A 14347-nucleotide genomic window follows, 5' to 3' on the forward strand; every position below is an offset into this window, starting at 1 on the left:
TTTCGGCGTTCAGCCGCGGAACCAGTGCTGCGGCCGGGGGTGGATGTTCTGCCAGATGTGTTTGGGCTCTCGGTACTCGTTCAGGCCGGTCGGCCCCAGCTCCCGGCCCACGCCCGAGTGCCCGAAGCCACCCCATTCCGCTTGCGGCACATAGGGGTGGTAGTCGTTGATCCACACCGTGCCGTGGCGCAGCCGCCGGGCGACCCGCTGGGCCTTTCCGGCGTCCTGGGTCCACACGGCTCCGGCGAGTCCGTACTCGGTGTCGTTGGCGATGCGTACGGCGTCGTCCTCGTCGGTGAAGCGCTCGACGGTGAGGACGGGGCCGAAGGACTCCTCGTGCACCACGCGCATGTCCTGCCGGCACTCGTCGAGGACGGTCGGCGGGTAGTAGTGGCCGTTCGCGAGGGCGGGGTCGGTGGGCCGCTGCCCGCCGCAGCGCAGTACGGCGCCCTCGGCGAGGCCGGCCGCGACGTACGCCTCGACCTTGTCCCGGTGCTGGGCGGAGATCAGCGCACCGGTCTCGGCCTCGGGGTCGAAGGGTCCGCCGAGGCGGATCTGCCGGGCGCGGCGGACGATCTCGTCGACGAGGCGGTCGTGCAGGCAGTCCTCGACGATCAGGCGGGCGCCGGCCGAGCAGACCTGCCCGGAGTGCAGGAAGACGGCCGTGAGGGCGAAGTCGACGGCCGCCTCGAAGTCGGCGTCGGCGAAGATCACGTTGGGGTTCTTGCCGCCGAGTTCCAGCGCCACCTTCTTCACGGTGGCGGCGGCGGTGGCCATGATCCGCTTGCCGGTCTCCAGGCCGCCGGTGAAGGAGACCATGTCGACGGCGGGGTCCTCGCAGAGCGGGGCGCCGACCTCGGGCCCGGTGCCCAGGACGAGGTTGGCAGCACCGGGCGGGAGCCCGGCCTCCTCCAGCGCCCTCATCAGCAGGACGGAGCTGGAGGGGGTCAGCTCGCTCGGTTTGAGGACGATCGTGTTGCCCGCGAGCAGCGCCGGGGCGACCTTCCAACTGGCCTGCAGCAGCGGGTAGTTCCACGGGGTGATCAGTCCGCACACGCCGACGGGCTCGTAGACCACGCGGCTGACGGCGTCGTCGCGGCCGGTGTCGATCACCCGGCCGGCATCGGTGCCGGCGAGCCCGCCGTAGTAGCGGAAGCAGGAGACGACGTCGGCGATGTCGTACTCGCTCTCCACCAGCCGCTTGCCGGTGTCCAGCGACTCGGCGCGGGCGAACTCCTTGGCATCGCGCTCGATCAGGTCGGCGGTGCGCAGCAGCAGTGCGCCGCGCTCACGCTCGGGGGTACGCGGCCAGGGGCCGAAGTCGAAGGCGCGCCGGGCCGCGGCGATCGCCGCCTCGGTGTCGGGGCGGGTCGCCTCCGAGACCGTCGCGACGAGCGTGCCGTCCGCCGGACAGCGGATCTCCCGGTGACCACCGGCCACCGCGGCTCGCCATTCTCCGTCCACATACAGATCTGCCACTGCCGCGCCCTTCGAAAATTCGTTGCGCATTGTGCACTGTATTGCTTGTGGTGGAACACCCTGGCCGAATGCACGGACACCCGTCAAGGGGTCTGCATATCCCGATTCGGCCACCGCGACGCCGCTCCACCGGGGGTGTCAGCCGCCCAGCCGGTCCAGCACCTTACGGCGCCAGCGCTCCGTCTCGGCGATCTGATTGAAGGTGAACAGGTGCAGTCCGGCCACCCCTGCCGACGGCCGGGTGAGCGCCTGCGCGCCGCGGGCGAGCAGTCGCTCGGGGTCGTATCCACCGGGTGCCGCGAACCGCAGGAACCAGGAGGCGTGCCGGGTGAGAAAGCGGGTCGACTCCCCCACCCCGATCTTCGTCGCCATGGACAGCAGCTTCGCCCGCTGCACGGGCCCGGCGACGCCCACGTGAACGGGGAGTGGCACATCGCGGCCCCGTATCCGGGCGATCCAGTCGCCGAGCGCGCGCGGGTCGAAGCACAGGTTGCTGACGATGTACGTGGCGTGCGTCCGCTTGTCCCACATCGACTGGATGGTGACGTCGTCGTGGATGAGCGGATGGCTCTGCGGATAGCCGGTGATCCCCAGGTCCGCGAAGGGGCTGCCCAGCTCGCTCAGTCTGCGCAGCACCGGCAGGGCTCCGTCGTACGGCCCGGCCGGCGGGTCGGCGTCACCCGCCGGTACGAAGAGGTCGTCGACCCCCGCCGCCCGCAGCCGCTCGGCGACGTCCTTGAGGTGCGCGTCGTCCCGCAGCAGCCGCGCGGGGACGTGGGGGACGACGCGGTAGCCGTGCGCCGCGAGCCGCTCGGTGAGGCCGAGCGTGGGCTCCAGCCCCTTGACCGGCGACGCCGTGACCGTGACCACGACGTCGCGGGGCACATGGGCGAGGACCTTCTCCTCCGTCGCCCTCGCCGGCAGCACCTCGTAGCGGACACGGGTGAGCAGCGCCCGCAGGGCCTCGGCGCCCACCGGCTACCCGGCCTGCTTCTGGGCGTCGCGGTGCCGGTAGTACGCGGCCTTGGAGGGCTCCAACGGCTCCTTGCCGAGGATGAGGTCGGCCGCCTTCTCGGCGATCATCATCACCGGCGCGTAGATGTTGCCGTTGGTGACGTACGGCATCACCGAGGCGTCCACCACGCGCAGCCCATCCACGCCGTGCACGCGCATGCTCGTCGGGTCGACGACGGACATCTCGTCGGTGCCCATCTTGCAGGTGCAGGAGGGGTGCAGGGCCGTCTCGCCGTCCTTGGCGACCCAGGCGAGGATCTCCTCGTCCGTCTCCACGGAGGGGCCGGGCGAGATCTCCCCGCCGTTGTAGGGGGCGAGTGCGGGCTGGTTGAGGAGCCTGCGGGCCACCCGGATCGCCTCGACCCATTCGCGGCGGTCCTGCTCGGTGGAGAGGTAGTTGAAGCGCAGCGCCGGGTGTTCGCGCGGGTCCTTGCTCTTGATCTTCACCGAGCCGATGGCGTCGGAGTACATGGGGCCCACGTGGACCTGGTAACCGTGGCCGCCGGCGGGCACGGAGCCGTCGTAGCGGACCGCGATGGGCAGGAAGTGGAACATCAGGTTGGGGTAGTCCACGTCCTCGTTGCTGCGGCAGAAGCCGCCGGCCTCGAAGTGGTTGGTGGCGGCCGGTCCCTTGCGCAGCAGCCACTGCAGGCCGATGAAGGGGGCCCGCCACTTCGCCAGGTACGGCTGCATGGAGACGGGCTGCTTGCAGGCGTACTGGATGTACACCTCCAGGTGGTCCTGCATGTTCTCGCCGACGCCCGGCAGGTCGTGGACGACGTCGATGCCGAGGGCGCGCAGTTCCTCGGCGTTGCCGACGCCGGAGAGCTGCAGCAGCTGCGGGGAGTTGATCGCGCCGCCGCAGAGGATGACCTCCTTGGCCCGGACCTGCTGGAGGGCGCCCTTGCCGCGCTGGAACTCGACACCCACGGCCTTCTTGCCCTCGAAGAGGACGCGGGTGACGAGGGCGCGGGTCTTCACGGTGAGGTTGGGCCGCTTCCTGGCGGGCTTGAGGTACGCCTTCGACGCCGACAGGCGCCGGCCGCGATGGACATTGCGGTCGAACTTGGCGAAGCCTTCCTGTCGGTAGCCGTTGACGTCGTCGGTGGGCGCGTGACCCGCCTCCTCGGTGGCCTTGAGGAAGGCGGAGAAGAGCGGGTTGGTGGCCGGGCCGCGTTCCAGCACGAGGGGGCCGTCGTGGCCGCGGAACTCGTCGTCCGGGTCGGCGGCCAGACAGTTCTCCATCCGGCGGAAGTACGGCAGACAGTGGGCGTAGTCCCAGGTCTCCATGCCGGGGTCGGCCGCCCAGCGCTCGTAGTCCATGGGGTTGCCGCGCTGGAAGATCATGCCGTTGATACTGCTGGAGCCGCCCAGCACCTTGCCGCGCGCGTGGTAGACGCGCCGGCCGCCCATGTGGGGCTCGGGTTCGGACTCGTACTTCCAGTCGTAGAAGCGGCTGCCGATGGGATAGGTCAGCGCCGCCGGCATGTGGATGAACACATCCCAGGGATAGTCGGGGCGGCCCGCCTCCAGCACGAGCACCCGGTTGCCGGGGTCGGCCGAGAGCCGGTTCGCCAGTGCGCTGCCGGCCGATCCACCGCCGACGATGACGAAGTCGTAGTGCAGGAGAGCCATGGTGCCTCGTCTCGCTCGCGTCGTCGCTTGCGGGGATGCTAATACGGGTATCGCGATGCGCACCAGGTTGCGAACAACGCAACTTGTAAGATCTTTGTTCACACCGCGTTACTTGCCGCGGTGTTGTTTACTGCGCGTATAGTTCCGCTATGAGCAACTACAGTCCGGATACCGAAACGAACGGTTCACCGTCCGGCGGCGTGCAGTCCGTCGACCGGGCCATCAGCGTTCTGGAGATCCTCGCCCAGCGCGGCGAGGCGGGCGTGAGCGAGGTGGCCGCCGAGATCGATGTTCACAAGTCGACCGCGTTCCGTCTGCTCGGCGCCCTGGAGGCGCGCGGTCTCGTCGAGCAGGCGGGCGAGCGCGGCAAGTACCGGCTCGGTTTCGGCATCGTACGCCTGGCGGGCGCGGTGACGGGACGCATCGACATCACCCAGCAGAGCCGGCCGGTGTGCGAGCGCCTGGCCGAGGAGATCGGCGAGACGGTCAACATCGCGGTGATGCAGGAGCACTACGCGATCAACCTCTACCAGGTGCGTGGCCAGTCCGCCGTCACCGCGCACAACTGGGTCGGCCAGCTGACTCCCCTGCACGCCACTTCCAGCGGCAAGATCATGCTGGCCCATCTGCCGGCCCAGGAGCGCGCCGCGCTGGTCACGGAGGCCGGCCTGAAGAAGCTGACCCCGCACACGATCTCCTCGAAGGCGAAGCTGGAGAAGAATCTCGCCGAGGCCCGGGAGCGCGGTTACGCCTGGACGCTGGAGGAGCTGGAGATCGGGCTGCACGCCATGGCCGCGCCGATCCGGGACCGGGAAGGCCAGGTCATCGGGTCGATCAGCGCCTCCGGGCCGTCGTACCGGTTCACCGAGGAGCGCATGCACGAGCTGGCTCCGGTGCTGGTGAAGGGCGCGGAGGAGATCAGCCATCGCATGGGGTACCTGGGCTGAGCGCACACAGTACGACCGCCGCAGGGCCCGCGTTCGCCCCCCGCGCGGGCCACGGGCACCCTCTTCCGGCTCACTCCGGCTGCCGTGTACCGAGCCGCTCGTGCACCCAGTCGTGGAAGGCGCCGATGTGGTGCTCGCTGGGCACCAGCACACCGCCCTTGGCGTACAGCCGTGAGCTCATGCCCGGCTGGGTGCGCTCGCAGGCGTCGAAGTCCTGGCGGTTGACCCGGTCGAAGAGTTCCACGGACCGGCCGACGTCCTTGCCGCTCTCCACCACGTGCGGGAGATAGAGCCAGTCGCACTCGACGACGGTGCGGTCGACGGCGACCGGATACATCCGGTGGAAGATCACGTGGTCGGGCACCAGGTTGATGAACACCTGCGGCTTGACTGTGATCGCGTAGTAACGGCGGTCCTGGTCCGCGGAGACTGAGGGGATGCGATCCAGCCCCTCGGTGCCGTCGACGGTGAAGCCCTGGACGTCCTCGCCGAACTCGGCTCCGTGGCCGACGTAGTACTGGGCGGCGTATCCGTCGGCGAACTCGGGCAGCACCTCGGTGAGTTCGGGATGGATCGTGGCGCAGTGGTAGCACTCCATGAAGTTCTCGATGATGAGCTTCCAGTTCGCCCTGACGTCGTAGACGATCCGCCTGCCCACCGCGAGGTTGTCGATGTCGTAGCGCTCGATCGACTCGACGTCGCCCAGCCGCTCGACCACGGCCCCGATCACGTCGGCTTCGAATGAGGGCGGGTCCTCCGCGAGGCACACCCAGACATAGCCGAGCCATTCGCGCACGGCCACACTCACCAGCCCGTACTCGGTGCGGCCGATGTCGGGCATCTTGGTGAGGTTGGGCGCCGCGACCAGCTTGCCGTCCAGGCCGTAGGTCCAGGCGTGGTACGGGCACTGGAACGCCCGCTTGACCTCGCCGGACTCCTCGGTGCAGAGCTTGGCGCCGCGGTGCCGGCAGACGTTGAAGTAGGCGCGGATCGAGTGGTCCCGGGCCCGGGTGACGAGGATGCTCTCGCGGCCCACGTCGACGGTGCGGAAGGCGCCGGGCTTCGGCAGGTCCGCGGCCCGGGCGACGCAGAACCACATCGACTCGAAGATGCGCTCCTGCTCCTGGGCGAAGACTGCCGGGTCCGTGTAGGCGGAGCCGGGAAGGGTGGCGATGAGGCTGTCCGGCAGGTTTGTCGAGGTCAACGCTGCACTCCTCGGGAAACGTCGTGGAAGGTTCAGAGGTCGCCGGCGCGGTGTAGCCATGCCGTGGCGGTGAACTGCTTGCGCCAGCGGGTGAACAGCCGCGGCTGGTTCATCCCGAGCGCGGCGACCGGCCGGTCGGCCCGCCGGTAGACGGCCAGGAAGCTGCGGTCGTCGGTGGAGCCCTCCTCGACCGTCACACTGTCGGCCCCGGCGGCGTGGCCGACGAACTGGATCTTCACGCCGTACTGGTCGGACCAGAAGTACGGCGGCCGTGGGGCACCCGGCTGCGTGGCACCGTGCGCGAGCAGCGTGGCCACGGCGGCGTCGGGCCGTTCCAGTGCGCCGGTCCAGTGCTCGACCCTGCGGTGGATTCCGGTGTGCGGGTCGTACCAGTTGGCGCAGTCGCCCACGGCGACCACCCCGGCCACGCTGGTGCGCCCGTCGGGGCCGCACTTCACGCCGTTGTCGAGCGCGACGCCGGACCCCTGAAGCCACTCGACGCAGGGATGCGCGCCGACCCCGACGACGACGGTGTCGGCGGGCACGGAGCGGCCGTCCTCCAGCAGGACGGCATCGACCCTGCGCTCCCCGCTCAGCCCCTTCACCCCGACCCCGCACAGCAGTCGTACGCCGTGGTCGGCGTGGAGGGCCGAGACGACCCGGCCCATCGCCTCGCCGAGCGGTCCGGCCAGCGGCGTCGGCGCCGCCTCGATCACGGTCACGTCGAGGCCGAGGGCGTACGCCGTGGAGGCCACCTCGGCGCCGATGAACCCGCCGCCGATCACCACCAGCCGTCCGCCGCGGGCGAGGTCGTCCCGCAGGGCGCGGGCGTCGTCGACGGTACGCAGCACGTGGACCCCGGCAAGTCCCTCGGTGCCGGGCAGGGTGCGGGCGGCGGCTCCGGTCGCGATGACCACGCCGTCGGCGCGGATCTCGCGTTCGTCGGCGAGCCGGATCGCCCGCTCGGTGCGGTCGAGCCCGGTGGCACGGACCCCGAGCACCCACTCCGCCCGGAGTTCCTCGTCGTCCCGCTCCAGTGCCAGGTCCGCCTCGCCGACGGCACCGGCCAGGAACTCCTTGGACAGCGGCGGCCTGTCGTACGGGCGGTGGGGCTCGTCGCCGATGACGACGAGCCGGCCGTCGTACCCGCGCTGCCGCAGTGAGCGCGCGGCCGACAGACCGGCCAGCGACGCGCCCACCACGGCGACGGTCCTCACGCGGGGCCTCCGGCGAGGCGGGCGGCGACGCACGGCGGCAGGTTGGGCGCGTCCGTGGACAGCCGGACGTAGACCATCCCGTCCTCGACGACGACCTCGTGGGTGCGGACCGGGAGCTTGGCCGGGGGTGCGTCCACGGCTCCGGTCCTGAGGTCGAACTTGGAGGCGTGCAAGGGGCATTCGACCTCACAGCCCTCCAGCCAGCCGTCGGCGAGCGAGGCGTCCTGGTGGGTGCACGTGTCGTCGATGGCGAAGAGCTCGCCGTCGTCGGTGTGGAACACCGACACGGGCGGGTCGATGTCGAGCCGTTGGGCCTCGCCTCGCGGCAGATCCGCGAGACGGCACGCGGGAATCATCATGACACCTCGGTGCGTATAACGAAACGGATTGCGATTGACGCAACGCCAGTCTGCGGGCCGTTCTGAAGCGTTGTCAAGGCGTCCACAGGCCGGGTTGCGCACGGTCCGACGACGGTCTTCGAGGCACGCCGAAGCGACCTCGAAAGCGCAGGTGAACAAGGGGGACACGGCCTCGTCGGGTACGACGACGACCCCGACCCGGTGCCGTCCACGAGGTCCGTCACCGGGTCAGGGCCGCTGTCTCCGCCGACGCGGTCAGAAACCGCGGTCGATCCACTCCTGGAGATGCGGCGCCTCGGCGCCGACGGTGGTGGTCTCCCCGTGGCCGGTGTGCACGACGGTGCCCTCCGGCAGGCCGAGGAGCCGGTCCCCGATCGAGGTGATGATGGTGGGGAAGTCGCTGTACGACCGTCCCGTCGCCCCCGGCCCGCCGGCGAACAGCGTGTCGCCGCTGAAGAGCGCGGAGAGGTCCGGGGCGTGCAGACAGACGGCTCCGGGGGCATGGCCCGGGGTGTGCAGCACGGTCAGCTCGGTACCCGCGACCGGGATGCGCTGCCCGTCGGCCAGTTCACCGTCGGGCAGCCGCTCGGGATGGGTCTGTTTCCAGAGCGGCAGATCGTCGGTGTGCAGCAGGATCGGGGCGCCGGTCCGGTCGGCGAGTTCGGGCGCGGCGTCGATGTGGTCGTTGTGGGCATGCGTGCACACGATCGCCCGCAGGGTGCGTCCACCGAGGGCCCGGACGATCGCGTCGGCGTCATGCGCGGCGTCGATGACGAGCGCCTCGTCCTCGTCCCCCACGATCCACACGTTGTTGTCGACGTCCCAGGTGCCGCCGTCCAGCGAGAACGTCCCCGAGGTGACGAGGTGTTCGATACGGGCGCCGCTCGTCACAGGACCACCACCGAGCGCAGGACGTCGCCGTGGTGCATGCGCTCGAAGGCCTTCTCGACCTCGTCCAGGGCGATGGTCTCGGTGACGAAGGCGTCCAGGTCGAGGCGGCCCTGCAGATAGAGGTCGATGAGCATCGGAAAGTCACGCGAGGGCAGGCAGTCCCCGTACCACGAGGACTTCAGCGCCCCGCCCCGGCCGAAGACGTCCAGCAGCGGCAGCTCCAGCTTCATCTCCGGGGTCGGCACACCGACCAGCACCACGGTCCCGGCGAGATCGCGGGCGTAGAAGGCCTGCCGGTAGGTCTCCGGACGGCCCACCGCCTCGATGACGACGTCGGCGCCGAAGCCCCCGGTCAGCTCACGCACCGCGTCGACCGCGTCGGTCTCCTTGGAGTTGACCGTGTGGGTCGCGCCCAGCTTCGCGGCCGTGGCCAGCTTGCGATCGTCGATGTCCACGGCGATGACCTTCGCCGCGCCCGCGAACTTGGCCCCGACGATCGCCGCGTCCCCCACGCCGCCGCAGCCGATGACCGCCACGGTGTCACCGCGCCCGACATTGCCGGTGTTGATGGCCGCGCCGAGGCCCGCCATCACCCCGCAGCCCAGCAGTCCGGCAGCGGCCGCCGACGCGGCCCGGTCCACCTTGGTGCACTGCCCGGCCGCGACGAGCGTCTTCTCGGCGAAGGCGCCGATCCCCAGCGCCGGCGACAGCTCCGTGCCGTCGGTCAGGGTCATCCTCTGCTTCGCGTTGTGCGTGTTGAAGCAGTACCAGGGCCGCCCGCGCAGACAGGCCCGGCACTGTCCGCACACGGCACGCCAGTTCAGGATCACGAAGTCACCGGGTGCCACGTCGGTGACCCCCTCGCCGACGGCCTCGACCACCCCCGCCGCCTCGTGCCCCAGCAGGAACGGGAAATCGTCGCTGATGCCGCCCTCGCGATAGTGCAGATCGGTGTGGCACACGCCGCAGGCCTCGATCTTGACCAGTGCCTCACCCGGGCCGGGGTCGGGCACGACGATCGTTTCCAGACTGACAGGGGCGCCCTTGCTCCGCGCGACGACCGCTCGGACCTGCTGAGACATGGCCACTCCTCGACTGACAGAGGGACGAGACGTTGCCTAATACGGTACACATCTCGTGTTTCGCAACACAGCATCGCGGAGGCCGAAGCAGCGGTCAAGGATCCGTCAGGCGGTAGACGCAGACCTGCGGGGCAACGGGCTTACGGCCCAGCCGGTTGCTCCGCCCGCCGAGGGGCCGGGCGGAGCGACCGTGCACATCGGCGGAGCCGGCCTCAGCGTGCGGCTCGTGCCGCCTTCTCGATGACATCCGCGACGAGGCGGGGATGTGAGACGGCCACGGAGTGCGAGGCGGCGACCTCGATGGTGTGGGCGTGGGCGCGCCGGGCCATGAAGCGCTGTACGGCGGCGGGGATGTTGAGGTCCTGGGTGGTGACGATGTCCCAGGTGGGCTTGTTCTTCCAGGCGGCGGCGGTGGCCTTCTCCTCCAGCGCGGCCTGGGCGATCGGCCGCTGGGTGGCGGCCATGAGGGCGGCCTCGTCGGCGGGGACGTCGGCGGCGAACTGGTGACGGAACTTGTCCTGCCGGATGTAGAGGTCGGTCCCCGTGCTGCCGTCGGCGTCGGTGCAGGGAACGGGATCGAGGGCGTCGGGGAGGGTGGAGCCGGGGTACTTGTTCGTCAGACCGAGAGCGGTCTCGCCGGGGGCCGGGAGGAAGGCCGCGACGGAGACCAGGGCCTTGACCTGGGGGTCGTCGGCGGCGGCCTGGCTGATGACAGAGCCGCCGTAGGAGTGGCCGACGAGGATCTTGGGGCCCTTGACATGGTCGAGGACGCTGCGCAGGGCGGCGGCGTCGCTATACAAACCACGCAGCGGGTTGGCCGCCGCGACGACCGGGTAGCCGTCGGCGTGCAGCCTTTCGATCACGCCGTTCCAGCTGGAGCCGTCGGCGAAGGCGCCGTGTTCCAGGACTATGGTCGGCCTGGCGTGCCGATCCGCCACGGCCGGCCGGGACGCGCCGCTCGCGGAGACGGCGAGCGCGCCGACCGCGGCACCCGCCATGACCGTCGCTGCGGCAGCCGTCGCGAACCGCCGACCGCGCACACGCCTTGTACCGACCATGGGAAATCGCCCTCCGGAAGCTTCAGACTGTTCGGACTGTGCTGTGCGAAAACGCTGTTCGACGTTCACCGCGAGTCGTCCTTCGACGAGGTCGTGGCCACGTTGATGGTGACGGGGATGTTGCCGCGGGTGGCCTTGGAGTAGGGGCAGATCTCGTGGGCGGCCTCGGCGAGTTCCCGGGCGGTGTGCTGGTCGACGCCACCGAGGGTGGGGTTGAGCGTGGCGGAGAGGGTGAACTCGCCGTCGTCGCCGTGCGCGAGCGTGATCTCGGAGGTGATGGCGGTGCTGGTGAGCTTGATCCCACGGGTGGTGGCGGCCCGGCGCAGGGCACCGAGGAAGCAGGCTGCCCAGCCGGCGGCGAAGAGCTGTTCCGGGTTGGTGGCGTTGCCCGCGCCGCCGAGTTCCTTGGGGATGGACAGGGTGTGGTCCAGGAGGCCGTCCTGAGAGCGGACGGTGCCGCCGTTGCGGCCCTCTCCGGTGACGTTGACGACGGCCGTGTAGCTGACTGCCATGGCAGGTCCCCCATCTTGGGTCGTGAAGTATCGGGATGTGTGGGATGTGGTCGAGACGCTTGATGCCGGTCAGTGCCGGTGCGGTGGGACGCAGCGGAAGCTGCCGGCGTCGGCCGGGTCGCCCAGGCCCTTGTAGTGGGAGACCAGGGGGTAGCGGCACAGGTCGCGGGTGAGCGTCCGACCGGAGGCGTCGGTGAGCGAGGCGGTGAGGGTATCGGGTGCCTGGCCCTGCTCGACCCACTTGGTCAGCGCCGCCAGGTCGTCCACCTTGTCCTTGAGCGCGCAGTGGGCCGTGCCCGGGGCGAGGAAGAGGCGGTAGAAGTCGTCGACCCGGTGTGAGCCGCCCAGCTTCCGCTCCACGCGCTCGCGGTAGTCCACGGTGCCCTGAGTGGGGATCAGCTGGTCCGCCTGACCGTGGTAGGTGAGAAGCTTGCCGCCCGACTTGCGGAACGCCGACAGGTCCGGGTCGTCGGTGCCGATGACCTTGTCGTACTCGGCCTGGGACTGCCTGAACAGCTGCGTGAACTGGTCGTACGTCAGCTTCGAGGTGTCGAGGGAGGGCTGCTTCTTCACCCACGACGCGACCCAGGCGGCCGGGACGGGGAACGGGACGTCCCCCGCGAGACTCGTGAAGTCGGCGCCGACCGGCAGGCCGTACCACAGCCTCTCGCCCGACGTGGTCCGCGGGCCGTCCCAGATCCTGCGCACCACGGCCGCGTCGGCAGCCGTGATCGTCTCCTCCTCGCCGGCGCAGACGACCTTGGTGCCGATCAGCCTGCGGGGGTCGAAGGTGCACCGCTCGGGGTCGGAGACCAGGCCGTCCCCGACGCCGTCGAGCTTGTCGCAGGCCTTGAGGGCGGCCTGGTCGAAGGCGTTGAACTCGCAGGCGCTCGGGCGGGTCTTCGCCTCGTTCATCACCACTTGAGGCCACAAGGTCGCGACTTCGAACTCGTCCCAGTTGACGGCGGGCGCGTCGGCGAGGATGCCGTCGAAGTCGTCTGGGTGGCGCTGGGCCTCCATGTAGCCCTGGCGTCCGCCGGTGGAGCAGCCGTTCCAGTAGGAGTAGGAAGCGGCCTTGCCGTAGACCTCGCCGACGACCTGCTTGCCGACGAGCGCCATCTCGTGCTGGGAGCGGTCGGCGAAGTTCTTCAGCAGCGCGGTGTCGACCTGCCCCTCGCTGTTCAGCGCCCAGCCGGCGTCCAGGACGTCACCCACGCCCGCGTCGGTGGTGGCCGCGGCATAGCCGTTCTTGACCGCCGTACCCAGGCCCACGCCGTTGTCCCCGGCGGCGTAGGCAGCGCCGCCCAGCGCCTGGAAACGGCCGTTCCACCCCTGCGCGGGCAGCCATGTCCGCACCTTGGCGTGGTCGCCGTCTCCGGGATGGGTGAGGGTGACCGTCACCTCGCAGTAGGCCGGTACGCCGGAGACCGAACCACCCAGGATCCCGGTCCCGTTCACCGTGCCGCCCTCCTGGCGGGTCACCGTCACGGACTCCACCTCGGTGCCGGCCGGGGCCTGCACGGAGACGGTCGAGCAGGTGAACGGGGCGGAGGCGGTGCCTCGGTTGTCCGCGGAAGCGCCGGCCGGCAGACACATGGCCGCCGCCAGCGGTACTCCGGCCGCGAGAAAGGTCAGAAGTCGTCTCATCGACATTCCTGTCATGAAGTGGGGATGCGCCCGCTCTCTGCAGCGCAACACGTGTGAGGGCTCGACTTCGAGTGAACCGAGTCTTCGTAACCTCTTAAACCGGTGACGATGCTTGCACGGGCAAGGGAAACCCGTCAAGAAGTGGCGAGCCTCCATAACCTCTTTGACTGGTGACGAACTCTGTGCCAGTGTCACCCTGCACGCAAACTCGCGGCACCTGTGCGGCACTTGGCCCAACAACACGGGAGGCTTCACATGATCAACAGGCGCACCTTCACCAAGGCGATGGGCCTGAGCTCGGGAGCGACCGCCGTCTCACTGGCCGGTCTGCAGGGTGTTTCGAGCGCCGCCCCGGCTTCCTCGGGCCTTCCGAGCACTCCGGGCGCCCACACCGCCTTCCCCTCGCTGAGGCAGGTCAAGGCCGGTCTGCTGAACGTCGGTTACGCCGAGCTGGGCCCCGCTCATGGCCCGGTCGTCATCTGCCTGCACGGCTGGCCCTACGACATCCACAGCTACGTCGACGTCGCTCCCCTGCTGGCGGCCGAGGGCTACCGCGTGATCGTCCCCTACCTCCGCGGTCACGGCACCACGCGGTTCCTGTCCTCCCGGACCTTCCGCAACGGGCAGCAGTCGGCGATCGCCCTGGACATCATCGCGGTGATGGACGCTCTCAAGATCCACAAGGCGGTGATCGCCGGCTTCGACTGGGGCTCGCGGACCGGCGACATCCTCGCGGCGCTGTGGCCCGAACGTGTCAAGGCCCTGGTCTCGGTGAGCGGTTACCTCATCACCGACCGCAGGGCCCAGCTCGAACCGCTCCCGGCGGCCGCGGAGCACACCTGGTGGTACCAGTTCTACTTCGCCACCGAACGCGGCAAGAAGGCCATGGAGGACCACGACCACCGCCTCCAGCTGACCCGGCTCGTCTGGGACCTCGTCTCCCCGACCTGGAACTTCGACGACGCCACCTTCGCGCGCACCGCGGCCGCCTTCGACAACCCGGACTACGCCGCGATCGTCATCCACAACTACCGCTGGCGGCTCGGCGTGGCCGACGGTGAACGCCGTTACGACCGCTACGAGGAGAAGCTGGCCACGGCACCGTCCATCGCGGTGCCGACCATCACCCTCGACCCCGAGAAGGACCCCTTCACCCTGCCCGGGGACGGTTCCATGTACCGCGACAAGTTCACCGGCGCGTACGAGCACCGGACGCTGACCGGCATCGGCCACAACCTGCCGCAGGAGGCGCCGACGGCGTTCGCCCGGGCCGTGGTCGACGCGGACCACCTGTGAGGGAGT

At 70.0% G+C, this 14347-nt stretch carries 13 protein-coding genes; 2 read left to right on the forward strand and 11 right to left on the reverse strand.

Annotation, left to right across the window (positions count from 1 at the left end; all coding sequences use genetic code 11):
- Positions 1-9: 9 nt before the first annotated feature.
- From ACFY3C_RS30850 to betA, 3 genes are all read right to left on the reverse strand, one after another.
- Positions 10-1479, reverse strand: coding sequence for an aldehyde dehydrogenase family protein (locus ACFY3C_RS30850; RefSeq protein WP_390773096.1), 1470 nt, complete (start codon positions 1477-1479; stop codon positions 10-12).
- Between the two features lie 138 nt (positions 1480-1617).
- On the reverse strand, positions 1618-2454 hold the full coding sequence (locus ACFY3C_RS30855; RefSeq protein WP_386575331.1) for a 5,10-methylenetetrahydrofolate reductase: 837 nt from the start codon (positions 2452-2454) through the stop codon (positions 1618-1620).
- A 3-nt stretch (positions 2455-2457) separates the two neighbouring features.
- Positions 2458-4128: a choline dehydrogenase gene (gene betA, locus ACFY3C_RS30860; protein ID WP_390773097.1), complete on the reverse strand. Its 1671-nt coding sequence runs from the start codon at positions 4126-4128 to the stop codon at positions 2458-2460.
- A gap of 149 nt (positions 4129-4277) precedes the next feature.
- Here betA and ACFY3C_RS30865 point away from each other — a divergent pair, with 149 nt between their 5' ends.
- A complete protein-coding gene (locus tag ACFY3C_RS30865; protein WP_386575329.1) occupies positions 4278-5075 on the forward strand; it encodes an IclR family transcriptional regulator in 798 nt (265 codons plus the stop codon).
- Positions 5076-5145: 70 nt separating this feature from the next.
- On the opposite strand, the gene ACFY3C_RS30870 is transcribed toward ACFY3C_RS30865, so the two are convergent.
- The 8 genes from ACFY3C_RS30870 to ACFY3C_RS30905 form a co-directional block, all read right to left on the reverse strand.
- Entirely contained in the window at positions 5146-6279 is a 1134-nt protein-coding gene (locus tag ACFY3C_RS30870) for an aromatic ring-hydroxylating dioxygenase subunit alpha (protein WP_390773098.1), read from the reverse strand.
- A gap of 32 nt (positions 6280-6311) precedes the next feature.
- A complete protein-coding gene (locus ACFY3C_RS30875; RefSeq protein ID WP_390773099.1) occupies positions 6312-7496 on the reverse strand; it encodes an NAD(P)/FAD-dependent oxidoreductase in 1185 nt (394 codons plus the stop codon).
- Entirely contained in the window at positions 7493-7855 is a 363-nt protein-coding gene (locus ACFY3C_RS30880; protein ID WP_386575325.1) for a bifunctional 3-phenylpropionate/cinnamic acid dioxygenase ferredoxin subunit, read from the reverse strand. The genes ACFY3C_RS30875 and ACFY3C_RS30880 overlap by 4 nt, the downstream gene beginning before the upstream one ends.
- Before the next feature lie 255 nt (positions 7856-8110).
- Complete coding sequence (locus tag ACFY3C_RS30885) at positions 8111-8746, reverse strand: MBL fold metallo-hydrolase (protein ID WP_386575323.1); 636 nt, start codon at positions 8744-8746, stop codon at positions 8111-8113.
- A complete protein-coding gene (locus tag ACFY3C_RS30890; protein WP_390773100.1) occupies positions 8743-9828 on the reverse strand; it encodes an S-(hydroxymethyl)mycothiol dehydrogenase in 1086 nt (361 codons plus the stop codon). Before ACFY3C_RS30890 ends, ACFY3C_RS30885 begins: the two co-directional genes overlap by 4 nt.
- Before the next feature lie 212 nt (positions 9829-10040).
- Positions 10041-10886 (reverse strand): alpha/beta fold hydrolase, encoded by an 846-nt coding sequence (locus ACFY3C_RS30895; protein ID WP_390773101.1) that lies wholly within the window; start codon positions 10884-10886, stop codon positions 10041-10043.
- Positions 10887-10951: 65 nt separating this feature from the next.
- Positions 10952-11398, reverse strand: a complete 447-nt coding sequence (locus tag ACFY3C_RS30900; RefSeq protein ID WP_390773102.1) for an organic hydroperoxide resistance protein — start codon at positions 11396-11398, stop codon at positions 10952-10954.
- A 69-nt stretch (positions 11399-11467) separates the two neighbouring features.
- The gene (locus ACFY3C_RS30905; RefSeq protein WP_390773103.1) at positions 11468-13045 is read right to left on the reverse strand and encodes a tannase/feruloyl esterase family alpha/beta hydrolase; all 1578 of its coding nucleotides are present in this window, start codon (positions 13043-13045) and stop codon (positions 11468-11470) included.
- A 255-nt stretch (positions 13046-13300) separates the two neighbouring features.
- Between ACFY3C_RS30905 and ACFY3C_RS30910 the strand changes: the two genes are divergently transcribed.
- Positions 13301-14341, forward strand: a complete 1041-nt coding sequence (locus ACFY3C_RS30910) for an alpha/beta fold hydrolase (protein WP_390773104.1) — start codon at positions 13301-13303, stop codon at positions 14339-14341.
- Positions 14342-14347 lie beyond the last annotated feature (6 nt).

It is taken from the genome of Streptomyces sp. NPDC001410 (genome assembly GCF_042895235.1).
Taxonomy (GTDB): domain Bacteria; phylum Actinomycetota; class Actinomycetes; order Streptomycetales; family Streptomycetaceae; genus Streptomyces.